Origin of the sequence: Bacillus sp. jun7 (genome assembly GCF_051034795.1) — a bacterium.
In the GTDB taxonomy this organism is placed as follows: domain Bacteria; phylum Bacillota; class Bacilli; order Bacillales; family Bacillaceae; genus Bacillus; species Bacillus velezensis.
The window spans coordinates 642,455-667,990 of the sequence record NZ_CP093219.1 but is presented as its reverse complement, the minus strand read 5'-3'; the positions used below and the strand labels follow the sequence as shown (position 1 = coordinate 667,990).

At 46.2% G+C, this 25,536-nt stretch carries 21 protein-coding genes and 1 pseudogene; all 22 read left to right on the top strand.

Going from position 1 to position 25,536, the window contains the following annotated elements:
* The first annotated feature begins 75 nt into the window (after positions 1 to 75).
* The 22 genes and pseudogenes from rpsO to MJQ52_RS02625 all read left to right on the top strand — a co-directional run bounded on the left by rpsO (position 76) and on the right by MJQ52_RS02625 (position 25,447).
* A complete protein-coding gene (gene rpsO / locus MJQ52_RS02730) occupies positions 76 to 345 on the top strand; it encodes a 30S ribosomal protein S15 (protein ID WP_003154182.1) in 270 nt (89 codons plus the stop codon).
* A 174-nt stretch (positions 346 to 519) separates the two neighbouring features.
* The gene (gene pnp, locus MJQ52_RS02725; protein ID WP_071391827.1) at positions 520 to 2,643 is read left to right on the top strand and encodes a polyribonucleotide nucleotidyltransferase; all 2,124 of its coding nucleotides are present in this window, start codon (positions 520 to 522) and stop codon (positions 2,641 to 2,643) included.
* 112 nt (positions 2,644 to 2,755) lie between these two features.
* Positions 2,756 to 3,715: a polysaccharide deacetylase family protein gene (locus MJQ52_RS02720; RefSeq protein ID WP_094246931.1), complete on the top strand. Its 960-nt coding sequence runs from the start codon at positions 2,756 to 2,758 to the stop codon at positions 3,713 to 3,715.
* A 39-nt stretch (positions 3,716 to 3,754) separates the two neighbouring features.
* Positions 3,755 to 4,990: a M16 family metallopeptidase gene (locus MJQ52_RS02715; protein WP_003154178.1), complete on the top strand. Its 1,236-nt coding sequence runs from the start codon at positions 3,755 to 3,757 to the stop codon at positions 4,988 to 4,990.
* A 78-nt stretch (positions 4,991 to 5,068) separates the two neighbouring features.
* On the top strand, positions 5,069 to 5,326 hold the full coding sequence (locus MJQ52_RS02710; RefSeq protein ID WP_003154176.1) for a YlmC/YmxH family sporulation protein: 258 nt from the start codon (positions 5,069 to 5,071) through the stop codon (positions 5,324 to 5,326).
* Between the two features lie 156 nt (positions 5,327 to 5,482).
* Positions 5,483 to 6,373 carry a dipicolinic acid synthetase subunit A gene (gene dpaA, locus MJQ52_RS02705; protein WP_025851250.1) on the top strand — a complete coding sequence of 297 codons (891 nt, stop codon included), beginning with the start codon at positions 5,483 to 5,485 and terminating at the stop codon, positions 6,371 to 6,373.
* Positions 6,374 to 6,375: 2 nt separating this feature from the next.
* A complete protein-coding gene (gene dpaB, locus MJQ52_RS02700; protein ID WP_007409809.1) occupies positions 6,376 to 6,966 on the top strand; it encodes a dipicolinate synthase subunit B in 591 nt (196 codons plus the stop codon).
* A 134-nt stretch (positions 6,967 to 7,100) separates the two neighbouring features.
* Positions 7,101 to 8,141: an aspartate-semialdehyde dehydrogenase gene (gene asd / locus MJQ52_RS02695; RefSeq protein ID WP_003154169.1), complete on the top strand. Its 1,041-nt coding sequence runs from the start codon at positions 7,101 to 7,103 to the stop codon at positions 8,139 to 8,141.
* Positions 8,142 to 8,229: 88 nt separating this feature from the next.
* Positions 8,230 to 9,444 (top strand): aspartate kinase, encoded by a 1,215-nt coding sequence (gene dapG / locus MJQ52_RS02690; RefSeq protein WP_025649453.1) that lies wholly within the window; start codon positions 8,230 to 8,232, stop codon positions 9,442 to 9,444.
* A 30-nt stretch (positions 9,445 to 9,474) separates the two neighbouring features.
* Positions 9,475 to 10,344, top strand: coding sequence for a 4-hydroxy-tetrahydrodipicolinate synthase (gene dapA, locus MJQ52_RS02685; RefSeq protein WP_003154166.1), 870 nt, complete (start codon positions 9,475 to 9,477; stop codon positions 10,342 to 10,344).
* Positions 10,345 to 10,522: 178 nt separating this feature from the next.
* Positions 10,523 to 12,190 (top strand): ribonuclease J2, encoded by a 1,668-nt coding sequence (rnjB, locus tag MJQ52_RS02680; RefSeq protein ID WP_003154163.1) that lies wholly within the window; start codon positions 10,523 to 10,525, stop codon positions 12,188 to 12,190.
* A 115-nt stretch (positions 12,191 to 12,305) separates the two neighbouring features.
* The gene (locus tag MJQ52_RS02675; protein ID WP_025851243.1) at positions 12,306 to 13,043 is read left to right on the top strand and encodes a ClpP family protease; all 738 of its coding nucleotides are present in this window, start codon (positions 12,306 to 12,308) and stop codon (positions 13,041 to 13,043) included.
* The gene (locus MJQ52_RS02670) at positions 13,040 to 13,249 is read left to right on the top strand and encodes a YlzJ-like family protein (RefSeq protein WP_003154161.1); all 210 of its coding nucleotides are present in this window, start codon (positions 13,040 to 13,042) and stop codon (positions 13,247 to 13,249) included. The genes MJQ52_RS02675 and MJQ52_RS02670 overlap by 4 nt, the downstream gene beginning before the upstream one ends.
* A gap of 134 nt (positions 13,250 to 13,383) precedes the next feature.
* Positions 13,384 to 15,744 carry an FtsK/SpoIIIE family DNA translocase gene (locus MJQ52_RS02665; RefSeq protein ID WP_145956744.1) on the top strand — a complete coding sequence of 787 codons (2,361 nt, stop codon included), beginning with the start codon at positions 13,384 to 13,386 and terminating at the stop codon, positions 15,742 to 15,744.
* A gap of 124 nt (positions 15,745 to 15,868) precedes the next feature.
* A complete protein-coding gene (locus MJQ52_RS02660; protein ID WP_015388224.1) occupies positions 15,869 to 16,594 on the top strand; it encodes a GntR family transcriptional regulator in 726 nt (241 codons plus the stop codon).
* A 171-nt stretch (positions 16,595 to 16,765) separates the two neighbouring features.
* Positions 16,766 to 17,935, top strand: coding sequence for an MFS transporter (locus MJQ52_RS02655; RefSeq protein ID WP_094247885.1), 1,170 nt, complete (start codon positions 16,766 to 16,768; stop codon positions 17,933 to 17,935).
* A gap of 101 nt (positions 17,936 to 18,036) precedes the next feature.
* Positions 18,037 to 18,492, top strand: coding sequence for a MarR family winged helix-turn-helix transcriptional regulator (locus MJQ52_RS02650; RefSeq protein ID WP_003154157.1), 456 nt, complete (start codon positions 18,037 to 18,039; stop codon positions 18,490 to 18,492).
* The gene (locus MJQ52_RS02645) at positions 18,492 to 21,611 is read left to right on the top strand and encodes an MMPL family transporter (RefSeq protein ID WP_094246929.1); all 3,120 of its coding nucleotides are present in this window, start codon (positions 18,492 to 18,494) and stop codon (positions 21,609 to 21,611) included. Before MJQ52_RS02650 ends, MJQ52_RS02645 begins: the two co-directional genes overlap by 1 nt.
* Before the next feature lie 151 nt (positions 21,612 to 21,762).
* Positions 21,763 to 23,043 (top strand): EF-P 5-aminopentanol modification-associated protein YfmF, encoded by a 1,281-nt coding sequence (gene yfmF, locus MJQ52_RS02640; protein WP_094246928.1) that lies wholly within the window; start codon positions 21,763 to 21,765, stop codon positions 23,041 to 23,043.
* A complete protein-coding gene (gene yfmH, locus MJQ52_RS02635; protein WP_070081837.1) occupies positions 23,040 to 24,326 on the top strand; it encodes an EF-P 5-aminopentanol modification-associated protein YfmH in 1,287 nt (428 codons plus the stop codon). The genes yfmF and yfmH overlap by 4 nt, the downstream gene beginning before the upstream one ends.
* Before the next feature lie 58 nt (positions 24,327 to 24,384).
* Positions 24,385 to 25,114, top strand: a pseudogene (ymfI, locus tag MJQ52_RS02630) (elongation factor P 5-aminopentanone reductase).
* Between the two features lie 75 nt (positions 25,115 to 25,189).
* Positions 25,190 to 25,447 carry a DUF3243 domain-containing protein gene (locus MJQ52_RS02625; protein WP_003154150.1) on the top strand — a complete coding sequence of 86 codons (258 nt, stop codon included), beginning with the start codon at positions 25,190 to 25,192 and terminating at the stop codon, positions 25,445 to 25,447.
* Positions 25,448 to 25,536: the final 89 nt, after the last annotated feature.

The following is a 25,536-nucleotide window of genomic DNA, read 5'->3' as shown; positions in this document are numbered from 1 at the left end:
CCATTGCTTGGCAATCCGAAGTCACCGACGGTTGCTAGGTAACTGGGGCTAATTATGATATGGAGGTGAAACAGGATGGCAATTACTCAAGAGCGTAAAAATCAACTCATCAGCGAGTTCAAAACACACGAATCTGATACTGGTTCTCCAGAAGTTCAGATCGCTATCCTAACAGACTCAATTAACAACTTGAACGAGCATTTGCGTACTCACAAGAAAGATCACCACTCACGTCGCGGTCTTCTTAAAATGGTAGGTAAACGTCGTAATCTTCTTACGTATCTGCGTAATAAAGACGTAACTCGTTACCGTGAGTTAATTAACAAACTAGGCTTACGTCGATAATCGTAAAAAGCGGGAGGATTCCCGCTTTTTTATCGTATTAAAGCGAAAAAAATAATAATAAAAAAACAATGAAATCCTTTTACATACTACTTTGACATTGATATGTTCAATTCATTTCGTTCATAATAGGAGTAATTGATTATTTCACACATTAAGAGAGGAGCTCGTAATCGAATGGGACAAGAGAAACATGTCTTTACCATAGATTGGGCCGGCAGACAGCTTACAGTAGAAGCCGGCCAGCTTGCCAAACAGGCAAACGGCGCTGTCATGGTCCGCTACGGCGATACTGCAGTGCTCAGTACAGCAACCGCATCAAAAGAACCGAAACCGCTAGATTTTTTCCCGCTTACCGTTAACTATGAAGAAAGACTATACGCAGTAGGTAAAATTCCGGGCGGTTTTATTAAAAGAGAAGGCCGTCCAAGTGAAAAGGCCGTTTTAGCCAGCCGTCTGATTGACCGTCCGATCCGCCCGCTTTTCGCAGACGGATTCCGTAACGAAGTACAGGTCATCAGCATTGTCATGAGTGTTGATCAGGACTGCTCATCTGAAATGGCTGCAATGTTCGGTTCATCACTCGCTCTTTGCGTTTCCGATATCCCGTTTGAAGGCCCGATCGCGGGTGTGACGGTAGGCCGCATTGACGGGAAATTCGTCATCAATCCGACGGTTGATCAGCTTGAAAAAAGTGATATCAACCTCATCGTTGCAGGCACAAAAGATGCCATCAACATGGTGGAAGCCGGAGCGGATGAAGTTCCTGAAGAAATCATGCTTGAGGCGATTATGTTCGGTCACGAAGAAATCAAGCGCCTGATCGCATTCCAAGAAGAAATCGTCGCAGCAGTCGGCAAAGAGAAAACAGAGATCGAACTGTATGAAATTGACGAAGAGCTCAGCGAAAAAGTAAAAAGCCTTGCGGAGCCGGATCTTCTCAGCGCCATTCAGGTTCACGAAAAACATGCTCGCGAAGACGCGATCAATGAAGTGAAAAATGCAGTTGTCGCGAAATTCGAAGAAGAAGAGCATGATGAAGATACAATTAAAAAAGTGAAACAGACACTGTCTAAACTCGTGAAAAACGAAGTGCGCCGTTTGATCACAGAAGAAAAAGTCCGTCCGGACGGCCGTGGCGTTGATCAAATCCGCCCGCTTTCTTCAGAAGTCGGCCTTCTGCCGAGAACGCACGGATCCGGGCTGTTTACGAGAGGACAGACGCAGGCGCTCAGCGTTTGTACATTAGGCGCCCTTGGAGACGTTCAGATTCTTGACGGTTTAGGCGTGGAAGAGTCAAAACGCTTTATGCATCATTATAACTTCCCGCAGTTCAGCGTAGGGGAGACAGGCCCGATGCGCGGACCGGGACGCCGTGAGATCGGTCACGGTGCTCTTGGAGAGCGTGCGCTTGAGCCGGTCATTCCGAATGAAAAAGACTTCCCGTATACGGTCCGCCTCGTATCTGAAGTGCTTGAATCAAACGGTTCCACTTCACAGGCCAGCATCTGCGCAAGTACGCTTGCCATGATGGACGCAGGTGTTCCGATTAAAGCCCCTGTTGCAGGTATCGCGATGGGACTTGTGAAATCAGGCGAGTACTATACGGTATTAACCGATATTCAAGGGATGGAAGACGCCCTCGGTGACATGGACTTTAAAGTAGCCGGCACGGAAAAAGGCGTGACAGCGCTGCAAATGGACATTAAAATTGAAGGCCTTTCAAGAGAAATTCTTGAAGAAGCGCTTCAGCAGGCGAAAAAAGGAAGAATGGAAATCTTGGACAGCATGCTCAGCACGCTTGGTGAATCAAGAAAAGAACTTTCTCAATATGCGCCGAAAATTTTAACGATGACCATTAATCCGGATAAAATCCGTGACGTTATCGGACCGAGCGGTAAACAAATCAACAAAATCATTGAAGATACCGGTGTTAAAATTGACATTGAACAAGACGGCACCATCTTTATTTCTTCTACTGATGAAAGCAGCAACCAAAAAGCGAAAAAAATCATCGAAGATCTTGTCAGAGAAGTCGAAGTCGGCCAGCTTTACCTCGGTAAAGTGAAACGGATTGAGAAATTCGGCGCTTTCGTTGAAATCTTCAGCGGAAAAGACGGTCTCGTTCACATCTCTGAACTAGCGCTCGAACGGGTCGGCAAGGTTGAGGATGTTGTGAAAATCGGTGACGAAATCCTTGTGAAGGTAACTGAAATTGACAAACAGGGACGAGTAAATCTGTCGCGTAAAGCAGTGCTGCGCGAAGAGAAAGAAAAAGAACAGGAACAACAACAATCTTAAATGAAAACCTAACAAGGAGCCTGGGAGACCCGGCTTCTTTATTTTGAGAAAGACAACAGACGGGTTCTACCTTGTCCTCCTCATACATAATGTGTGATGAGGGGGGAAGGACATGTTGAAAAAATTCGTGCCGTTTGCCGTTTTTTTATTTCTTTTTTTTGTTTCGTTTGAAATGTTAAAAAACCCGTATACAGTTGATTACATAGACGCAATGAAAAAAGACGCGGTAACTGTGTCAGCATCAAAAGATCCGCTCTATGAAGAATTACTGCAAAAAGCGTCAGAGTATGAAGTGAAGCCGCAAGACGCGCGGATTGATAAAATATGGAAGAGTATACCGGGATATAACGGTTTAAAAGTCAATGTGGAAAAATCCTATAAACAAATGAAAAAGGACGGAGAATTTCACGAAAACGACCTTGTCTATGAGCAGGTAAAGCCGAAAGTCCATCTTGATTCTCTCGCGCCCGAACCCATTTATAAAGGAAATCCCGACAAACCGATGGTCGCTTTCCTGATAAATGTCGCCTGGGGAAATGAATACGTGGAGCAAATGCTGCCTATTCTGAAGCAGCACCAGGTCAAAGCAACTTTCTTTCTTGAAGGGAAATGGCTGAAAAACAATCAGGAACTGGGGAAAAAAATAGCGGCAGACGGACATGAAATCGGAAATCATTCATACAATCACCCTGATATGAGCAAACTGACTTCAGGAAGCATTTCCGAACAGCTTGACAAAACCAATGCACAAATCAGCGAGACGCTCGGCATGAAGCCGAAATGGTTTGCGCCGCCAAGCGGCAGCTTCAGAAAAGCCGTGGTCGACCTTGCGGCGGAAAAAGGAATGGGCACCATCATGTGGACCGTTGACACCATTGACTGGCAAAAACCGTCTCCCGCTGTTTTACAAACAAGGGTGTTGAGCAAAATACATAACGGAGCCATGATTTTAATGCATCCGACTGATCCGACTGCGAAAAGCCTGGATACACTGATTGCAAAAATCAAAGAAAAAGGCTACGCGCTCGGCTCAGTGTCTGACTTAATGGATGAAAACAGGCTGATGAAGTAGCAGGCGGCAGTTGCCTGTCTTTGAATAGGAGGAACAGACTTGATAAAACGCTATACATGCCAAAACGGTGTAAGAGTTGTGCTTGAAAATAATCCAACGGTGCGGTCTGTGGCAATCGGCGTCTGGATCGGGACGGGATCACGTCATGAAACGCCGGAGACAAACGGTATTTCGCACTTTCTTGAGCATATGTTTTTTAAAGGAACAAATACCAGGTCCGCACGTGAAATCGCAGAATCCTTCGATCGGATAGGCGGCCAAGTGAATGCCTTCACTTCAAAAGAATATACGTGCTATTACGCCAAAGTGCTGGATGAGCATGCAAACTACGCACTTGATGTGCTGGCTGATATGTTCTTTCATTCTGCTTTTGACGAAGATGAGCTCAAAAAAGAAAAGAACGTCGTATATGAAGAAATCAAAATGTATGAAGATGCGCCGGATGACATTGTCCACGATCTGCTGAGCAAAGCGACATACGGCAATCATTCGCTCGGATACCCGATTCTCGGGACGGAGGAAACGCTTTCGTCGTTTAACGGCGATTCTCTCAGACAGCATATGGATGACTTTTACACGCCGGACCGCGTCGTCATTTCTGTCGCCGGAAATGTAACGGAACAATTCATTAAAGACGTGGAGAAATGGTTCGGTACATACGAAGCGAAGGGCAAAGCAAGCGGCATCAGCGAGCCTGAGTTTCATTATGAAAAGCTGACCAGAAAAAAAGACACCGAACAGGCGCATCTCTGTCTCGGTTTCAAAGGCCTGAAAGTCGGAGATCCGGACATTTACGATTTGATCGTCTTAAACAACGTGCTTGGCGGAAGCATGAGCAGCCGTCTTTTCCAGGATGTGCGCGAAGATAAAGGACTGGCCTATTCTGTATACAGCTATCACAGTTCCTATGAAGACAGCGGTATGCTGACGATTTACGGAGGCACCGGCGCGAATCAGCTCGGACTTCTGTCTGAAACCATTCAGGAAACGTTATCGGTTCTAAAACGTGACGGTATCACTCCAAAAGAGCTGGAAAACAGCAAAGAGCAAATGAAGGGGAGCTTAATGCTCAGCTTAGAAAGCACAAACAGCAAAATGAGCCGGAACGGGAAAAACGAACTCCTGCTCGGAAAGCATAAGACCATGGATGAAATTATCGCTGAATTAAATGCGGTCAGCCTGGAAAGCGTCAACGGCCTCAGCCGCCGCTTATTTACGGATGATTACGCACTATCGCTCATCAGCCCGACCGGCAATATACCGGCCTCGTCTTAAGCTGCAAAGCAGTCTGCCTCTATACGGGGCAGGCATTTTTTTTTGCTCCGGGTCATATAGTACAAGGGGGTGGCTATCATGAGGCTCAGTGAACTGTCAGGTAAAGAAATTGTGGACATTAAACGGGCAGAGCGGCTCGGCGTGCTCGGCCAGACCGATTTGGAAATTAATGAACAGGACGGACAAATTACCGCGCTGTTGATACCGACGGTAAAATGGTTCGGATTGCGAAAACAAGGCCACGACATCCGCGTCCCCTGGAACCATATCCAAAAAATCGGGTCAGACATGATCATTTTAGACGTTCCGGGGGAGATCACGCCTCCCGAAGAGTAGATCTTATTCATTTTTTGCAAGCACCGGCTCATACAGCCGGTGCTTTTTTTATGAAAAAGACGCTGTACATTCACCGCCCTTTCTCTTTGCACATACGATGAAGAGGAGGATGACACTTAAAAGATCCAGTAACTGTAAAGAAGGTGAACGTTTCAGATGTTAACCGGATTAACAATTGCGATCATTGGTGGTGACGCAAGACAGCTTGAGATTATAAGAAAGCTGACAGAACAGCATGCCGATATTTATCTTGCAGGGTTTGACCAATTGGATGATGGTTTTACAGGAACCGTCAAATGCAAAATTGATGAGATTCCCTTTCAAAAAATAGACAGTATCATCCTGCCTGTATCGGCAACGACCGGAGAAGGCGTTGTTTCCACGGTTTTTTCAAATGAAGAAGTGGTATTAAAGCAGAGCTATCTTGAGCGGACACCGGAGCATTGCGTCATTTATTCAGGCATCTCCAACGCGTATCTTGAGGGGATCGCCAGCGAAGCCGGCCGTAAGCTTGTGAAATTATTTGAGCGGGACGACATCGCGATATTCAACTCGATTCCCACTGTTGAAGGAACAATCATGATGGCGATTCAGCATACGGATTATACCATTCACGGATCAAATGTCGCCGTTCTCGGCATGGGGCGCACCGGTATGACGATCGCCCGGACGTTTGCAGCGTTAGGGGCGAAAGTAAAAGTGGGCGCGCGGAGTTCGGCTCATTTAGCCCGTATATCGGAAATGGGGCTTTCTCCTTTTCAACTTGAAGAGCTTACTGAACATGTAAATGATATTGATATCTGCATTAACACCGTACCGAGCTTGATTCTGAATCAAAGCGTTTTATCGCGCATGACGCCGAAGACCTTGATTTTGGATTTAGCATCCCGTCCGGGCGGAACGGATTTCAAATATGCTGAAAAACAAGGCATTAAAGCGCTGCTTGCTCCGGGTCTTCCGGGAATTGTGGCCCCGAAAACAGCCGGACAGATTATTGCGAACGTATTGAGCAAGCTTTTGGCAGACTTAAAGAAAGAGGGGAAATAGCCATGTCTCTGAAAGGGAAAAGAATCGGATTCGGATTAACCGGCTCGCATTGCACATATGAGGAAGTTTTTCCGCAAATAGAGGCGCTTATCAGTCAAGGAGCTGAAGTCCGGCCGGTCGTGACGTCAACCGTTCAATCGACCGATACCCGCTTTGGGGAGGGGGGAGATTGGGTCAGAAAAATTGAAGAAGCAACAGGCTTTGAGGCGATTGATTCCATCGTAAAAGCGGAGCCTCTCGGGCCGAAACTTCCGCTCGACTGCATGGTCATCGCCCCTTTAACCGGAAATTCAATGAGCAAACTCGCAAATGCGATGACTGACAGCCCCGTCCTTATGGCTGCGAAAGCCACGATCCGCAACGGCCGGCCGGTCGTGCTCGGAATTTCAACAAATGACGGACTCGGTTTAAACGGAACGAATTTAATGAGGCTGATGTCCGCAAAAAACATATATTTCATCCCGTTCGGCCAGGATGACCACGTGAAAAAACCGACATCGCTCGTCGCCAGAATGGATCTCCTTCCGATTACGGTAGAAAAAGCTCTTTTGCACCAGCAGGTTCAGCCGGTGCTCGTACACCATCATGAATAAAAAATCATGATGACAGAAAATCATTCCGGAATAAAAAAATTCGGTCAATCCGTGACTATTCTATGGTAAAATAAAACGTAAAATGCAAAGTCAATTCAACAAATGATGCTTAATTGGCGGAAGGAGTTTTACAGATGGGAAGAGGATTACACGTAGCAGTTGTCGGAGCGACGGGAGCCGTAGGACAGCAAATGCTGAAAACACTGGAAGACAGAAACTTTGAAATCGAAACACTCACACTACTATCCTCAAAGCGTTCTGCTGGTACGAAAGTAACGTTTAAAGGCGAAGAATATACAGTGCAGGAAGCTGTTCCTGAAAGCTTCGAAGGCGTTCATATCGCGTTATTCAGCGCTGGCGGAAGCGTATCACAAAGCTTGGCGCCTGAGGCTGTAAAACGGGGAGCCATCGTGATTGACAATACGAGCGCATTCCGTATGGACGAAAATACACCGCTCGTGGTGCCTGAGGTGAACGAAGGTGATCTGCACAAACATAACGGCATTATCGCCAACCCTAACTGTTCAACGATTCAGATGGTGGCTGCGCTTGAACCGATCCGCAAAGCGTACGGTTTGAAAAAAGTCATTGTATCTACTTACCAAGCTGTTTCCGGAGCCGGCAATGAAGCGGCGAAAGAATTGTACAGCCAGACAAAGGCGATTTTAAACAATGAACCCGCAGAACCGTCCATTATGCCGGTTAAAGGCGACAAAAAGCATTATCAAATCGCATTTAACGCCATTCCGCAAATTGATAAATTCCAAGACAACGGCTATACGTTTGAGGAAATGAAAATGATTAATGAAACGAAAAAAATTATGCATATGCCGAAGCTGGAAGTGGCTGCGACATGTGTCAGACTGCCGATTGAAACAGGGCACTCAGAATCTGTTTACATTGAGCTTGACCGTGATGACGCAACCGTTGAAGATATTAAACAGCTTTTAAAAGAAGCTCCGGGTGTTACGCTTCAGGATGATCCGGCGGAGCAGCTTTACCCGATGCCTGCTGATTGCGTCGGCAAACGCGATGTATTTGTAGGAAGAATCCGGAAAGATTTGGACAGAGCAAACGGTTTTCATTTGTGGGTTGTTTCTGATAACCTGTTAAAAGGCGCCGCTTGGAACTCAGTTCAAATCGCGGAAAGCCTGCAAAAACTGAACCTCGTATAAAACAAACGTATTTTCTATAGGCGAACAGAAGAGAGTAAGGCTCTGCCTGCTCTCTTCTGTTACGTCAGACTAATTTGGAGTGAAAATAGTGAAGATCATAGTTCAAAAATTCGGCGGAACATCCGTAAAAGATGACAAAGGCCGCAAGCTTGCGCTAGCACACATTAAAGATGCCATAAGTGAAGGTTATAAGGTTGTCGTTGTCGTATCGGCGATGGGAAGAAAAGGAGACCCGTACGCGACAGATTCTTTAATCGGGCTCCTTTACGGCAGCCAGTCCGACATTTCTCCGAGAGAGCAGGATATGCTTCTGTCTTGCGGAGAAACGATTTCGTCCGTTGTTTTTTCCAGCATGCTGAAGGAAAACGGCATAAAAGCCGCAGCTTTAACAGGAGCCCAGGCCGGCTTTTTAACCAATGCCCAGCATACTGACGCCAAAATTATAGAAATGAAAACAGAGCGGCTTTTCGCTGCACTCGCCAGCCATGATGCCGTCGTTGTCGCAGGGTTTCAGGGAGCGACTGAAAAAGGCGACACGACGACGATCGGCAGAGGAGGAAGCGATACATCAGCGGCGGCGCTCGGCGCGGCGGTTGATGCTGAGTTTATCGACATTTTTACGGACGTGGAAGGCGTTATGACAGCCGATCCGAGAATCGTGGAAAATGCTAAGCCGCTTCCGAATGTAACATATACGGAAATCTGCAACCTTGCTTATCAAGGCGCGAAAGTCATTCATCCGCGCGCGGTGGAAATCGCCATGCAGGCAAAGGTGCCGATCCGCGTGCGCTCCACTTATTCAAAAGACAAAGGCACTTTGGTGACGTCCCATCATTCGTCCAACGTCGGCAGCGATGTATTCGAACGGCTGATCACAGGGATCGCACATGTGAAAGATGTGACGCAATTTAAGGTTCCCGCCAAAATGGGGCAATACAACGTTCAGACTGAAGTCTTTAAAGCAATGGCAAATGCCGGAATCAGTGTAGATTTCTTTAACATTACGCCGAGTGAAATCGTATATACCGTAGCCGGCAGTAAAACGGAAGCCGCGCGCAGCATTTTGGCTGAATTAGGATATGAACCGACAGTGACGGAAAGCTGTGCGAAAGTGTCAGCGGTCGGCGCCGGAATAATGGGTGTTCCGGGTGTCACGTCAAAAATCGTCTCCGCACTTTCTGATAAAGGCATTCCGATTCTGCAATCTGCCGACAGCCATACGACGATCTGGGTGCTCGTTCATGAAAAAGATATGGTAACGGCCGTAAATGCGCTGCATGAAGTGTTTGAACTTTCAAAGTAAATGTGATTGAATCATGATGAGGTGAAAAAAATGAATGTCGGAAATATATCTACAGCGATGATTACCCCCTTTGACAGTAAAGGGAATGTAGACTTTCAAAAACTGTCTACATTAATCGACTATTTGTTGAAAAACGGCACGGATTCTTTAGTCGTCGCAGGCACGACCGGCGAATCTCCGACACTTTCAACGGAAGAAAAAATTGCACTCTTTGAATTTACAGTCAAAGAAGTGAACGGACGCGTGCCTGTTATTGCGGGTACGGGAAGCAACAATACGAAAGACTCCATTAAACTGACAAAAAAAGCTGAAGAAGCCGGCGTCGATTGCGTTATGCTTGTCACGCCGTATTATAATAAGCCTTCCCAAGAGGGGATGTACCGTCATTTTAAAGCCATAGCTGAAGAAACGTCTCTTCCTGTGATGCTTTACAACGTGCCGGGCAGAACGGTCGCTTCGCTTGCGCCGGAAACGGCCATCAGACTTGCGGAGATTCCGAATATCTCTGCGATTAAAGAAGCGAGCGGCGATCTTGATGCCATTACGAAAATCATTGCCGAAACACCGGAAGATTTTTACGTCTATTCAGGTGATGACGGGTTAACGCTTCCTATTCTTGCAGTCGGCGGAAGAGGAGTCGTGTCAGTGGCCAGCCATATCGTGGGTTCTGACATGCAGCAGATGATTAAAAACTATACGAACGGGCAGACGGCAACCGCGGCACTGATTCATCAGAAGCTTCTGCCGATCATGAAGGAGCTCTTTAAAGCGCCTAATCCGGCTCCGGTCAAAACGGCGCTGCAGCTGAAAGGCCTTGATGTCGGATCTGTGCGTCTTCCTCTTATCCCGCTGAATGAAGATGAACGTCTGAGCCTGAGCAGCGTCATCAGCGAACTGTAAGAAAAAATTTATACAGTTGAAATACGCGGTCATTCTCATTTTTATCGTGAGTTTGACCGTTTTGTATACATATTGGTTTTCCCTAAACCTTCCGCTTCTTCTTGTTTTCTAAAATTGATATCAGTTATAATAGGAACAAGTGATGATGGACGGGTATGAGACTAGGAGGATACAGATTTTGAAAAAGAAAAATACAGAAAACGTCAGAATTATCGCCCTTGGCGGCGTCGGAGAAATTGGGAAGAACCTATATGTCATTGAAATTGACTCAGACATATTTGTAGTGGATGCAGGGCTGATGCACCCTGAAAATGAAATGCTCGGTATTGATGTTGTCATTCCGGATATTTCCTACTTAGTAGAACGGGCTGACCGCGTGAAGGCCATCTTTCTGACACACGGGCACGATGAAAACATCGGGGGCGTCTTTTATTTATTGAACAAGCTGTCGGTGCCGGTATACGGAACGAAGCTTACGCTTGCATTACTGAGAGAAAAACTCAAGCAGTACGGGCATAATCGAAAAGCTGATTTACGTGAAGTTCACTCTAAATCAGTCATTACATTTGAATCAACGAAAGTATCGTTCTTTAAAACGATTCACAGTATTCCGGATTCAGTGGGAGTCAGCTTCAAAACATCACTTGGCTCTATTGTATGCACGGGAGACTTCAAATTTGACCAGACGCCTGCATATCACCAATCATGTGATATTGGCGAAATTGCCAAAATCGGAAACAGCGGCGTGCTCGCCCTGCTTTCTGACAGCGCCAATGCGGAGCGCCCGGGGTATACTCCGTCAGAAGCATATGTAAGCGGTGAAATTTCCGATGCGATGAACAATTCAGAAAACCGTGTCATCATTGCTGTATTCGCGTCTAATATCAACCGGATCCAGCAAGTGATACAGGCTGCCGTCCAGAACGGCCGCAAACTTGCAATCGCCGGAAAAAATCTGCAAAACGTGCTTCAGCTTGGGCGCAAACTCGGCTATATTGAAGCCGAAGATGAAATGTTTATTCCTGTGCAGGATGTGAAAAAATATCCGAAGCGGGACGTGGCAATTGTTACAGCCGGAAGCCATGGTGAGCCGCTGGCCGCTCTTACGCGGATGGCCAAGCAGGCGCACAAGCAGCTTAACATTGAAGAAGGAGACACCGTTGTCATTGCATCAACACCGATTCCGGGGCATGAATTGATATATTCCAAAACCGTCAACCTGCTTGCCCGCGCCGGCGCTCAAGTCATTTTCGCCCAAAAACGAGTGCATGTGTCCGGTCACGGTTCGCAGGAAGAATTGAAACTCATGCTTAATTTGCTGAAACCGAAATATTTAATTCCGGTTAACGGTGAATTCAGAATGCAAAAAGCGCATTCCAAAATCGCAGAAGAGATCGGCATGAAACGCAGCGATATTTTCTTGATTGAAAAAGGTGACGTCGTTGAATTCCGCGGCCAGAATGTGAAAATCGGGGATAAAGTCACATACGGAAACGTTCTGATTGACGGCCTCGGAGTCGGCGACATCGGCAACATCGTGCTGAGAGACCGCCGCTTATTGTCACAAGACGGCATTCTCATCGTCGTGATTTCACTCGATAAGCAGAAGAAGAACCTTGTTTCAGGCCCTGAGATCATTACGCGCGGTTTCGTGTATGTCAGAGAATCAGAGGGGTTAATTGTACAAGCTACTGAGCTCGTCCGCTCTATCGTGACTGAAGCGACGGAAACATCTGCCGTAGAATGGTCCACGCTGAAACAAGCAATGCGTGATGCGCTGAATCAATTCCTTTATGAAAAAACAAAACGCAAGCCGATGATCATTCCGATCATTATGGAAGTATAATGTATACAAAGCCGGAGCGCATCATGCTCCGGCTTTGTTTTTGTTCATGTCCCGGATGGAAATCATCATCTTTGTTCATAATACAAAGAGACATTCGGAAAGGGTGAAAGATAAAATGGATCATCGTATGGAAAACACCGAGGAACAGCAGCCCGAAAAATCAGATGCGAAAGACAGCATTATGAGCAAAATTCAGCAGCTGGGAGAGACATCTCTGCCGCAAATGTCCCAAGATACCAATATTCACTGCCTGACGATCATCGGCCAAATTGAGGGGCACGTCCAGCTCCCGCCGCAAAATAAAACAACCAAATATGAACATGTCATTCCGCAAATCGTCGCCATTGAGCAAAATCCGAAAATCGAAGGACTTCTGATCATCTTAAACACCGTCGGAGGCGATGTGGAAGCGGGGCTTGCGATTGCGGAAATGCTCGCATCCTTATCAAAACCGACCGTCTCAATCGTACTCGGCGGGGGCCACTCCATAGGTGTGCCGATCGCCGTGTCATGTGATCATAGTTTTATCGCGGAGACAGCGACAATGACCATTCACCCCGTTCGGCTTACAGGTCTGGTTATCGGTGTTCCGCAAACGTTTGAATACCTGGATAAAATGCAGGAGCGGGTTGTCAACTTTGTGACCCATCATTCAAATATTTCCGAAGAAAAATTCAAAGAGCTGATGTTTTCAAAAGGAAACTTAACCAGGGACATCGGAACGAACGTAGTCGGCAAAGATGCGGCTGATTACGGACTAATTGATGACGTGGGCGGCGTCGGACAGGCGATAAAAAAGCTGAATCAGCTGATTGAGGAACGAAAGGGCGAGGAAGGAAGGATGATTCAATGATCCTTTATACCGTCATGCCCCAAGAAGTGGTTTACGGTCAGGACATAGAGCAAAGTGTGCATGAACAGGTAGATTACGCCGGTGTGCCGCTGCTAGTTGAGATGAAGGGAAATGAAGCTGAAGTCGTACAGATTTTAAGTACGAACCCGATGGATTTTCTGAATCCGGACATCGCTCCGGGACAAAAAATCAAGCTGAAAATCTAACCGGCATTCAGTCCGTTTCCCGGGGGCAAAATATGCTATAATAGGGGAATCCTACAGAAAAATGCAGCCGGCAAAAGGCTGCTTTTCTTCATGATGTATGATTTTACATTTTTTAACGCAGTAAGGTGATGAGTGTGGCAAAGAAAAAACGGAAATCTAAAAAGAAACAAGAGAGTAAGCTCAATCTAAAATACGAACTAAGCGGACTGCTCTGTGTTGCAATCTCGATTATTGCTGTTTTGCAGCTCGGCGTTGTGGGACAGACATTTGTGTACTTGTTCCGTTTTTTTGCCGGAGAGTGGTTTATTTTATGCTTAATTGCGCTCTTCCTTCTCGGAATTTCGCTGTTTTGGAAAAAGAAGAGTCCAAGCCTTTTAACGAGAAGAAAGGCAGGGTTGTACTGTATTATCGCCAGTATTTTGCTGCTGTCTCACGTGCAGCTCTTTAAAAATCTGTCTCATCACGGGTCGATTCGGTCGGCAAGTGTCATCGGCAACACGTGGGAGCTGTTTATGATTGACATGAAACAGCAGGCTGCTTCCCCTGATTTGGGCGGCGGCATGATCGGCGCGGTACTGTTTGCAGCTTCCCACTTTTTATTTGCATCAACGGGTTCACAGATCATGGCGATCGTGCTGATCTTAATGGGGCTGATTCTTGTAACGGGGCGTTCACTGCAGGAAACGCTCAAAAAGTGGACGAGCCCCGTCGGCCGGTTTATCCGCAGTCAATGGCAGGCATTTCTTGAGGATATGAAGACGGTCAGAACGAATATGTCTTCGCCTAAAACAAAAACCAAATCGGGCAAAAAACAAAAACGGGTTCAAAAGAAAAAAGAAATGCCTGAGCCCGAAGAAGAGGATGAGGAAATCATTTCGCCGATCATCCATTCAGAGCCGATTATTTCAAGCTTTTCAGACCGTCAGGAAGAACGCGTCGAACCGCTGATTCCGGAAAAAACGCAGGAGACGGCGCAAACGGCAAAAGATGAGCCTTCCGGCGGCGCTCAAGACAGTGACGAAACGGCTGCGGCTCCGCCGATGACGTTTACAGAGCTTGAAAATAAAGATTATCAAATGCCTTCATTGGACATTCTGGCTGACCCGAAACATACCGGCCAGCAGACCGATAAGAAAAACATTTACGAGAATGCAAGAAAACTCGAACGGACTTTTCAAAGCTTCGGGGTAAAGGCGAAAGTGACCCAAGTTCATCTCGGCCCGGCGGTCACAAAATATGAGGTGTATCCGGACGTCGGGGTCAAAGTCAGTAAAATCGTGAATCTGAGCGATGACCTTGCGCTCGCGCTTGCCGCCAAGGATATCCGGATAGAAGCGCCGATTCCGGGTAAATCAGCAATCGGCATCGAGGTGCCCAATGCTGAAGTTGCGATGGTTTCGTTAAAAGAAGTGCTTGAATCCAAGCTCAATGACAAGCCGGACGCGAAGCTTCTGATCGGCTTGGGACGAAATATTTCCGGGGAAGCCGTGCTTGCCGAACTGAACAAAATGCCCCACCTGCTCGTAGCGGGGGCAACGGGAAGCGGAAAAAGCGTCTGTGTCAACGGTATTATTACGAGCATTCTGATGAGGGCCAAACCGCATGAAGTGAAGATGATGATGATTGACCCGAAAATGGTTGAGCTGAATGTGTATAACGGCATTCCTCATCTGCTTGCGCCGGTCGTGACAGATCCGAAAAAGGCCTCGCAGGCTTTGAAAAAGGTCGTCAATGAGATGGAGCGCCGCTATGAGCTGTTCTCCCATACGGGTACGAGAAATATAGAAGGCTATAACGACCTTATAAAGCGGTCAAATGCCGAAGAAGAAGTCAAGCAGCCTGAGCTGCCATACATCGTCGTCATCGTTGACGAGCTTGCCGATCTGATGATGGTCGCTTCTTCCGATGTGGAAGATTCAATTACGAGACTTTCACAGATGGCGCGGGCGGCGGGAATTCATTTGATTATCGCGACTCAGCGGCCTTCAGTTGACGTTATTACCGGTGTTATTAAAGCCAACATTCCGTCAAGAATTGCCTTCAGTGTTTCATCTCAGACCGATTCACGGACAATTTTAGACATGGGCGGCGCTGAAAAGCTTCTGGGGCGCGGAGACATGCTGTTTCTGCCTGTAGGCGCGAATAAGCCTGTCCGGGTCCAGGGAGCATTTTTATCGGATGAAGAGGTTGAGCATGTCGTCGATCATGTGATTACTCAGCAAAAAGCGCAGTATCAAGAAGAGATGATTCCGGAAGAAGTGTCGGAAACACACAGTGAAGTAACGGATGATCTCTATGACGAAGCGGTCGATTTGATTATCGGCATGCAGACGGCATCAGTCTCCATGCTTCAAAGGCGGTTCAGAATCGGATATACGAGAGCAGCCCGTCTGATTGACGCAATGGAGGAACGGGGCGTCGTCGGGCCGTATGAAGGAAGCAAACCGAGGGAAGTACTATTATCTAAGGAACAATATGATGAGCTCTCTTCTTAAAAAGGAGAGAGTTTTCACTGAAAATGATATCACCAAAATCATTCCTATTTATTTTTTTATTAAAACATGATATAGTTGTCCCAATTGTTCAATAATTTATGAAAGTGGTTTACGGAGGGGAAACATGTCTACAAAAGCTGACAATCGTCACTTGTACCTAAAAGTGATTGAGCGAATCAAAGAGGATATACAAAACGGAATTTACACCGAAAAGGAAAAGCTTCCTTCTGAATTTGAGCTTTCAAAATCTATGGGTGTCAGCCGGGCAACTCTGCGTGAAGCTTTGCGTATCCTTGAAGAGGAGCATGTGATTATCAGAAGGCACGGTGTGGGCACTTTCGTCCATACAAAACCGCTGTTTCTTTCAGGTATTGAACAGCTCAACAGCGTGACGAAAATGATTCAGCAGGCGAACATGGTGCCGGGTACGATTTTTTTGTCGTCTCAGGTCATCACGCCGTCTGATGAAGATATCGCTAGATTCCGGCTTGAGCCTGAGCAGGAGCTTTTTTATTTGGAACGCGTGAGAACGGCAAGCGGCACTCCGGTCGTTTACTGTTTAGATACGATTCCGATGCACATTCTGCCGAATTCTTTCTGTCATGAACAGGAATCTATTTTTGATCTTTTGGAAAAAAACTCCGGGTCTGTGATCAGCTATGCCGTTGCTGATATCGAACCGATCGGATATCACGATACGATTTCACCGGTTTTGGAATGCGAGCCGGAGACGGCGCTTTTATTGCTGAAGCAAACCCACTATAATCAGAATGATGAACCTGTGCTGTATTCATTAAATTATTTCCGGGCTGATAAGTTCAGTTTTCATGTTGTAAGAAAACGTTTTTAAGACAGACGCGTCATGTGTCTGTTTTTTTATTTGCCGCTTCAATACATACTTTGTTTTCCGCAAGGCACAATAAAACAGGAAACAACCAAGTATAGTGAATGGGTGAATAAGTTGAGTAAGAAGAAAAATGGAACAAAAAATATCATTGCTCTGGCTTCTGTACCGCTCGTGATGACACTCGGGAATTCCATGCTGATTCCTGTGCTTCCGATGATTGAAAAGAAGCTGTCCATATCGTCTTTTCAAGTATCGTTAATTATAACGGTCTATTCGATTGTGGCGATTATTTGTATTCCGATTGCCGGATATTTGTCCGATAAATTCGGAAGAAAAAAGGTTCTTCTGCCTTGTCTTCTCATAGCCGGTGCGGGCGGAGCGCTTGCCGCGATAGCTTCCACCGCGTTCAAGCATCCTTATCCCATTATCTTGGCGGGGCGGGTGCTGCAGGGAATCGGTTCGGCAGGGGCGGCTCCTGTAGTGATGCCGTTTATCGGTGATTTATTCAAAGGGGATGATGAGCGGATTACCGCGGGGCTCGGCGACATTGAGACGTCAAACACGGCCGGGAAAGTATTAAGCCCGATTCTCGGCTCGCTCTTGGCTGCATGGTTTTGGTTTATGCCGTTTTGGTTCATTCCGTTTTTTTCGCTCATCAGTTTTTTTCTCGTATTGTTTTTGGTGGCAAAGCCGGAGAAACAAAAAGAAGCGCCTTCTATTTCCGAATTTGTGAAAAATGTCGGCCGCATATTTAAGCGTGACGGACGCTGGCTCTTTACGGTATTTATCATCGGCTGCGTGATTATGTTTTTGCTGTTCGGGGTTCTTTTTTATTTATCAGACTCACTGGAGAAGAAATACGGAATTGACGGTGTGGCTAAAGGAGCGCTTTTGGCAATCCCGCTTTTATTTCTATCCGTCAGTTCATATATATCAGGCAGAAAAATCGGGAAAGACCAAGGCAAAATGAAGTTTTGCATTGTTTTCGGAATGAGTGCCGTGACACTGTCGTTTATCGGCCTATGGTGGAATCACAGTTTTTATTTATTATTTATCTTTTTGTGTGTCAGCGGTATCGGTATCGGAATAGCATTACCGGCATTAGACGCTGTCATCACAGAAGGCGTAGACAACGAGGAATCGGGAACCATCACCTCATTTTATAACAGCATGCGGTTTATCGGAGTAGCGGCGGGACCGCCGATCTTTGCTGCCCTGATGTCAAATGCAGGCTGGCTGATTTTTATTTTATCCGCTTTTTGCGGCATTGTGTCTGTATTTTTAGCGCTGTTAAATATCTCATCACAAGCTAAAGAAAAAAAGGAATCATTAAAGACGGTGTAATCTGCACTGTCTTTTTTTATTTTGAAGATTGACATGATATCGTCAAGTCGTTATCCTTTTTAATAGTTAAACATTTTAACTATTGGAAGGAGGGGGAAAAGATGCATGAAGAAAAAGTAAAGCAGCTGATTCAGCGTTATTCCGATGTATACCTGCACGTCTTAAAAAAAATTGACAGCATTATCGCTGAAAAAGTGAACAAAGAGCTGACATTGGATCAATATTACATACTCCGCTATATTATGCTCAATCCGGATTGCAAATCAATTGAACTGGCCGCGGTGTGCCACGTCAACAAAAGCGCCATTACATCGATGACGAACCGCCTGTATGAAAAAGGCTACATCAATAGAGAACGCAGCCAAAGCGACCGCCGGAGCATACTTTTAAATGTCACGGAAAAGGGGACGGAAGTATTTCACCGTGTGGAGCGGCGGATTGAGGAACTCGTCCGTTCATATATTATGTATTTTGATGAAGACGAGGCGGAGATGTTCGTTAATACATATGAAAAATTATATCGATTGATGATGACAGAGGAGGATCAGCAGACATAATGAAAAACATTATCCGAGCCCGCTGGATCATCGCCGCGTTATGGATCGCCGCAACGGTGATATTTATGCTTACTGCGCCTGATATGGCTGAATTGACACGGGAGAAAGGGCAGATTTCCGTACCGGACGGATATTCCTCTTCTTATGCCCATGAATTGCTTGATGAAATGTCTGATTCAGATGCACCGTCTTCTTCTGCCGTCATCGTATTTCACGAAAAAGGCTTAATGACAGACAAAAAAGATCGTCTGGAAGAAGCCGTCAGCACTTTGTCTGAACAGAAAAAAGCGCTTCAGATTAAAACGGTGACTTCATACTTCGGGGAGAAAAATGACGACATCAAAAAACAGCTGCTGTCAAAAGACAGACAAACGATGCTCGTTCAGCTGCAGCTTGATACATCCAAAAACGATATCCTCGAAATAAAAAATAAAATTGATAAAGAGCTGAAACCGTACGGCGTATCATACAGCATTACAGGCCAGTCGCTGATCGACGAAGATGTGTTAAAAAGCTCACAGGACGGCTTGAAAAAGACTGAATATATAACGGTCGCTTTTATTCTGATCGTGCTGATCCTTGTATTCCGGTCAGTGGTCGCTCCGTTTGTGCCGCTTTTATCTGTATTGATATCTTATTTAGTCAGCCAGTCGATTGTCGCATTTTTAGTCGGCCAGCTGAATTTTCCGCTCTCAACTTTTACGCAGATTTTCATGGTTGCGATTATGTTCGGAATCGGTACAGACTACTGCATTCTGCTTCTCAGCAGATTTAAAGAAGAACTGTCGCATGGCGCTGATATAAGAGAAGCGATCGTCGTCACCTACAAAACGGCCGGAAAGACGGTTTTGTACAGCGGCGGTGCGGTGCTGATCGGATTTGCCTGCATCGGATTTGCGACATTTAAGCTGTATCAGTCGGCAGCCGCCGTTGCGGTCGGTGTCGCGGTGCTGCTGCTTGCGCTTATGACGATCGTGCCGTTTTTTATGGCTGTTTTAGGAAAAAGACTGTTTTGGCCTGTTAAGGGTGATATTTCCCATCCTCAAAGCAAAGCTTGGGAAACGGCAGGGCGGTTTTCATTTAAAAGGCCGCTCATCAGTCTTGCAATCGTTGCGGTATTCACCGTCCCGCCTATCCTTCTTTACAAAGGATCGCTATCTTACAACAGCCTTGACGAAATCGGGGACAAATATGAATCCGTCCGCGCGTTTAATACGATTTCAGGCGCATTCGGCCCGGGAGAACTTCTTCCGGCCACAGTCGTCATCAAAAATGATGAGCCATTAAATACCGAAAAACACCTGATTGATATCGAAAAAATCAGCAGAGAACTTGAAAAAACAGAGGGTGTAAAAACGGTCAGAAGCGCCACGCGCCCTGCCGGAAACGGATTGAATCAATTATTTGTCACAAATCAGGCAAAGCAGCTTCAAGAAGGGCTTGATAAAGGCAATACAGGACTTGAAAAAATCACGGACGGATTAGGGCATGCCGCAAAGTCGTTAGCTGATTCACAGCCGCAGATCGAAGAGTCGGGGAAAAGCGTCAATCAGCTTATTAACGGAACATTGTCTCTGAAATCCGGGCTATCTGATATAGGAGAAAACCTGAATAAACTGCAGGCTGGCGTGAATGAGAATAAAGCCGGCGTCGCCCAGATGAGAAATCAGATTGAAGAGCAAAAACAAATGCTGACTTCACAGCTAAAACAAAACAGCGGTCTCGCTTCAGAAACGCAAAACGCTTTAAAATTGGTAAAAACCGTCCTGCCGATGAAAGATGAAGCCAGCAGACAGCTTGCCGATTTGAACAAGCAGCTTGCCCGGCTGCCGTTTGCAAAATTGGAAGCGTCAATACCGTCAGTCAAAACCGATCCCTCTTACAAAGAAATCAAATCGGCCTTTACGGGTGTACAGTCAGCCGTTTCCAAGGCAAACGCGGATGCAGAAGCGTTTTCTAAACAGGTCGACAGTCAAAAGGATCATCTGCAGCAAGCGGAAAAACAATTTGCCCGGCTGGCAGCCGCACAGAAGAAGATTGACACTCAAATTAACGCAATGATCAATGGACTGACCAGTATTGAAAACGGTCTGCAGCAAGTGTCAGACGGACAGGGGGCTCTTGCAGGACAAATGCCCCGCCTTGAATCGGCGGCAGGACAGCTCGCGGAGGGTCAGAAAAAAATGAAGAGCGGTCTCGGTGATTTTTCTTCCCGGCTCAGCGATCTTTCTTCAGGCCTTAACGATAGTGTAAAAGGGCTTAAGAAAGTATCAAGCGGCATGATGGGGGCGAATGATTACCTGGGTGAGCTTCACAAGGCGTCAGATAAAGAAATGACAGGCTGGTTTGTGCCGAAAGACGCGTTGACAAACAGTGATTTCACAAGCGTGTTTAATACGTACATGTCAGATGACAGAAAAACGACAGAATTGACCGTCGTTCTTGATAACAATCCTTACTCAAATACGGCCATTCAAGATATTCAAGCGATCAAAGCGAGCGTAAAAAGAGCCATTCCGAACACGGATCTGAAGAATGCCTCTTTCGGCGTTTCGGGAGTCTCCAGCATGAATGCCGATCTGAAAGAAGTATCGGATTCAGACTTCAAACGGACGGCAATGTTTATGCTGGCGGGAATTTTTCTGATTCTCATCATAATGCTGCGCTCTCTCATTATGCCTGTTTATTTAGTGGCGTCGCTCGTACTGACGTATTTCGCATCCATCGGCGTGACGGAATACATCTTTACACACTTCTTCGGGTATCCGGGCGTAAACTGGGCCGTACCGTTCTTCGGCTTTGTTATTTTGATGGCTCTTGGTGTGGATTATTCCATCTTTTTAATGGACCGCTTTAATGAGCTGAAAAAAGAAGGAACGGGGCCCGCAATGATCAGCAGTATGAAAAATATGGGTTCCGTCATCATTTCTGCGGCGATTATTTTAGCGGGAACCTTTGCGGCCATGCTGCCGTCAGGCGTTCTTTCCTTATTACAGATTGCAACCGTGGTATTAACAGGCCTTCTCATGTATGCAATTGTCGTCCTTCCGTTTTTTGTACCGGTCATGGTGAAAATATTCGGAAGAGCCAACTGGTGGCCTTTCAATTTGAAAAAATAACGTTCAATGCCTCTGCCTGTTTTCGGGCAGAGGTTTTTTGTTTCCTTATAAATCCTCCAGTTGATATAATTACATCTGCGCACTCTTTTTTGCGAATGCTGAAATTTGGTCATAATACATACTATTAAAGAATGAACGAAGGAGGTTTCACATGACTTATGTAAATGAAATGAAGTCAAAGCACGGCGGGATCACCGCCCATATCGTAAAGACTGAGAAATTTAAAACCGTTTCGCTGACGTTTAAAATGCTGGCTCCTTTAACGAAAGAGCTTGTAACAAAAAGGGCGCTGTTTCCGCATGTGCTTCTGCGCGGAACAGAAAGCCGCCCGAAAACCGCTGATCTGCGTTCTTATTTTGATGAGCTGTACGGCACATCCGTTTCAGCTGATCTGACAAAAAAGGGAGAACGTCATGTCATTACGTTCAGACTTGAGATTCCTAATGAAAAGTATCTGAAGGACCGCACACCGTTATTGGAAAAAGGCCTTCAGCTTTTATCAGAGCTTGTCTTTTCGCCCGCTTTGGAAAACGGCGCCTTCCTGCCCCTTTATGTCACGCAGGAAAAACGGACGCTGAAACAGCGGATTCAAGCCGTATATGATGATAAGATGAGATATTCTAATCTGCGTCTCGTTCAGGAAATGTGCAAAAGCGAACCGTATGCCCTTCACGTCAACGGCGAGTTCGATGATGTTGAACACATTACACCGCAAGATTTGTATGAAGCCTATCAAAAAGCCATACGCGAAGATCAGCTGGACCTGTATGTCATCGGCGATGTTGATTCAGATCAGGTGAAAACGGCCGTTGATACGTATTTTAAAACGGAAGAACGGGAGCTGCAGCCTTTTGAAAGAAGCGCGGCGAATGAACAGCCCGATCCGAAGGAAGTCATTGATGAAGAGGACGTCAAGCAGGGCAAGCTGAATATCGGATTCCGGACCAATACGACATATACAGACCCGGATTATCCGGCATTGCAGGTGTTTAACGGGCTGTTCGGGGGGTTCTCTCATTCAAAGCTGTTTATAAATGTCCGTGAAAAAGCGAGCCTCGCCTATTATGCAGCCTCAAGGGTGGAAAGCTTCAAAGGGCTTTTGATGGTCATGTCGGGCATTGAGGTGAAAAATTATAAGCAGGCCGTCACCATAATCGAAGAACAATTTCAGGCTATGCAAAACGGTGACTTTTCAGAGGACGATATCGCCCAAACGAAAGCCGTTATTAAAAACCAAGTGTTAGAAACGATTGATACGGCATACGGCTTATCGGAATTTCTGTATCAGCAGGCTTCAGCCCAAGTGGAGATACCGATCGAAACTTTCCTCGACAATATCGAGAAAGTGACAAAAGAGGACATTATCAATGTCGGAAAGAACATTAAGCTGGATACGACTTATTTCTTAAAAGGGACGGGGGGAGCATCTTGACTAAACCGATAAACTTCGAACAGCTTCAGGAAACGCTGTATCATGAAAAAATGGCAAACGGCCTTGATGTCTATGTGCTGCCGAAACAGGGTTTTAATAAAACATACGCCGTGTTTACGACAAAGTACGGTTCTATTGACAATCAATTCGTTCCTTTAAATAAGGAAGAAATGGTACACGTCCCTGACGGAATCGCGCATTTTCTGGAGCATAAACTGTTTGAAAAAGCGGACGGCGACGTGTTTCAGGACTTCAGTAAGCAGGGGGCGTCGGCAAATGCCTTTACATCATTTACACGAACCGCTTATCTGTTCTCCAGCACTTCTAATGTAGAGAAAAACCTGGAAACACTCGTGGATTTTGTTCAGGACCCGTATTTCACGGAAAAATCAGTTGAAAAAGAAAAAGGCATCATAGGCCAGGAAATCAATATGTATGATGATAATCCGGATTGGCGGCTGTTTTTCGGCCTTATTGAAAATATGTATAAAGACCACCCCGTGAAAATTGACATTGCCGGAACGGTGGAGAGCATCTCTCATATTACGAAAGATCTGCTGTATGAGTGCTACGAAACGTTTTATCACCCGAGCAATATGCTGCTCTTTATCGTCGGTCCCGCAGATCCTGAAGCGGTCATCAGTCAGGTGCGGAAAAACCAGGAGAAAAAGCCGTTTACAGACCAGCCTGAAATCAAACGTAAAGAGGTTCAGGAGCAGGAAGCGGTTTTCCGCCGGGAGCAGGAATTAAAAATGAACGTGCAAGGCTCAAAATGTCTTGTCGGCTTAAAGGCGAAAGACCCTTATAAAACGGGGCGGGAGCTGTTGAAGCACGAGCTCAGCATGAACCTCATGCTTGAATGTCTCTTCGGAAAAAGCTCACCGCATTACGGCAACTTGTACGATAAAGGCTACATTGATGAAACCTTCAGCTTTGATTACACGGCTGAATACGGATTCGGTTTTGCCTCTGTCGGAGGAGATACACCGGAGCCGGATAAGCTCGCTGACGAATTAAAACAGATGCTGCTTGATGCAGAATCAGCCGTGACTGCGGAAAAACTTGACCTTGCGAGAAAAAAGAAAATCGGGTCATTTTTAAAAGCGCTCAATTCACCTGAATATATTGCCAACCAATTCACACGCTACGCCTTTTTAGATATGAGTCTGTTTGATGTCGTAACCGTACTGGAGCAGATCACCCTGGAAGACGTAAAGCGGGTCATTAAAGAAGAAATATCAGAAGACAGGCTGACAGTCTGCAAAGTCGTGCCAAAATCATAACAAAACATCCCTCACGCCCTGAGGGATGTTTTTCTGGGGAAAGAAGGAGTATTGATTGATGAAACAGACAGCGCTCGTAACCGGAGCAAGCGGCGGAATCGGACAAAGTATAAGTGAAGTCCTCGCAAAAAACGGATATGACGTCCTTTTGCATTATCATTCTAATAAGGAAGCCGCACACAGGCTTGCGGAAAGGCTGAGCGCATCATTCGGCGTAAAAGCCTCCGCTATTCAGGCTGATCTGTCCTCACCGGATGGCGCGGAGACACTCAGCCGCTCCGTTAAGCAGCCTGTGGACGCTTTGATATTAAACAGCGGCAAAAGTCATTTCGGCCTGATTACGGACGTTACGGATGACACGGCGCGGGAGATGGTGCAGCTGCATGTGGCGAGTCCGTTTCTTTTGGCGCGTAATCTGGTGCCCGGCATGATCCGGAAAAAAAAGCGGGGGCATCGTCGCGATCGGTTCCGTCTGGGGAGAAACAGGCGCATCGTGCGAGGTATTATACAGCATGGTCAAAGGAGCGCAGCATTCGTTCGTCAAAGCGCTTGCCAAAGAGCTCGCTCCGAGCGGCGTCCGCGTGAATGCAGTCTCGCCGGGTGCCGTTGATACAAATATGCTTGATCAGTTCACGTCTGATGAAAAAGAAGCGTTGGCAGAGGAAATTCCCGCGGGCCGGCTGGCGAAGCCGGAGGAAATCGCCGAAGCGGCGGCCTTTTTATTATCGGACAAGGCTTCCTATATTACGGGGCATATATTATCCGTAAACGGCGGCTGGCACTGCTGAAAAAAATGTGTGTATAGTTTGCATCTGCACGGACAAAATAATTTTGTAACAACAGATGAAATGGAGGAACCCAACATGTCAGTATTAGAAAACTGGGATAATTGGAAGAATTTCCTTGGCGACAGATTGAACTATGCGCAGGAAAAAGGGATGAGTGATGAAACAATCACTGACCTCGCTACAGAAATCGGCGGTTACCTTGCGAACGAAGTCGACTCGAAAAACCATCAGGAAAAAGTGCTTGCTGATCTTTGGAGCGTTGCTTCTGAAGATGAACAGCGCGCCATCGCAAATATGATGGTGAAGCTTGTTGAAAATAACAGCACTCATTAAGAGGGGGGATTTCTCCTCTCTTTTTTTATGTTTTCCTCTATAGAGCAACATTCTTCTTTCTAATTAGAGAAAAATGTTTTATGATAAAG

Excerpts from the sequence above, each read along its gene's own strand:
- yfmF (WP_094246928.1), top strand. The coding sequence starts at position 21,763 with ATGACTTATGTAAATGAAATGAAGTCAAAGCACGGCGGGATCACCGCC.
- MJQ52_RS02720 (WP_094246931.1), top strand. The coding sequence starts at position 2,756 with ATGTTGAAAAAATTCGTGCCGTTTGCCGTTTTTTTATTTCTTTTTTTT.
- dpaB (WP_007409809.1), top strand. The coding sequence starts at position 6,376 with ATGTCTCTGAAAGGGAAAAGAATCGGATTCGGATTAACCGGCTCGCAT.
- pnp (WP_071391827.1), top strand. The coding sequence starts at position 520 with ATGGGACAAGAGAAACATGTCTTTACCATAGATTGGGCCGGCAGACAG.
- MJQ52_RS02650 (WP_003154157.1), top strand. The coding sequence starts at position 18,037 with ATGCATGAAGAAAAAGTAAAGCAGCTGATTCAGCGTTATTCCGATGTA.
- MJQ52_RS02670 (WP_003154161.1), top strand. The coding sequence starts at position 13,040 with ATGATCCTTTATACCGTCATGCCCCAAGAAGTGGTTTACGGTCAGGAC.
- MJQ52_RS02625 (WP_003154150.1), top strand. The coding sequence starts at position 25,190 with ATGTCAGTATTAGAAAACTGGGATAATTGGAAGAATTTCCTTGGCGAC.
- dapA (WP_003154166.1), top strand. The coding sequence starts at position 9,475 with ATGAATGTCGGAAATATATCTACAGCGATGATTACCCCCTTTGACAGT.
- rpsO (WP_003154182.1), top strand. The coding sequence starts at position 76 with ATGGCAATTACTCAAGAGCGTAAAAATCAACTCATCAGCGAGTTCAAA.
- asd (WP_003154169.1), top strand. The coding sequence starts at position 7,101 with ATGGGAAGAGGATTACACGTAGCAGTTGTCGGAGCGACGGGAGCCGTA.
- MJQ52_RS02675 (WP_025851243.1), top strand. The coding sequence starts at position 12,306 with ATGGATCATCGTATGGAAAACACCGAGGAACAGCAGCCCGAAAAATCA.
- dpaA (WP_025851250.1), top strand. The coding sequence starts at position 5,483 with ATGTTAACCGGATTAACAATTGCGATCATTGGTGGTGACGCAAGACAG.
- MJQ52_RS02655 (WP_094247885.1), top strand. The coding sequence starts at position 16,766 with ATGACACTCGGGAATTCCATGCTGATTCCTGTGCTTCCGATGATTGAA.
- MJQ52_RS02710 (WP_003154176.1), top strand. The coding sequence starts at position 5,069 with ATGAGGCTCAGTGAACTGTCAGGTAAAGAAATTGTGGACATTAAACGG.
- MJQ52_RS02645 (WP_094246929.1), top strand. The coding sequence starts at position 18,492 with ATGAAAAACATTATCCGAGCCCGCTGGATCATCGCCGCGTTATGGATC.
- MJQ52_RS02660 (WP_015388224.1), top strand. The coding sequence starts at position 15,869 with ATGTCTACAAAAGCTGACAATCGTCACTTGTACCTAAAAGTGATTGAG.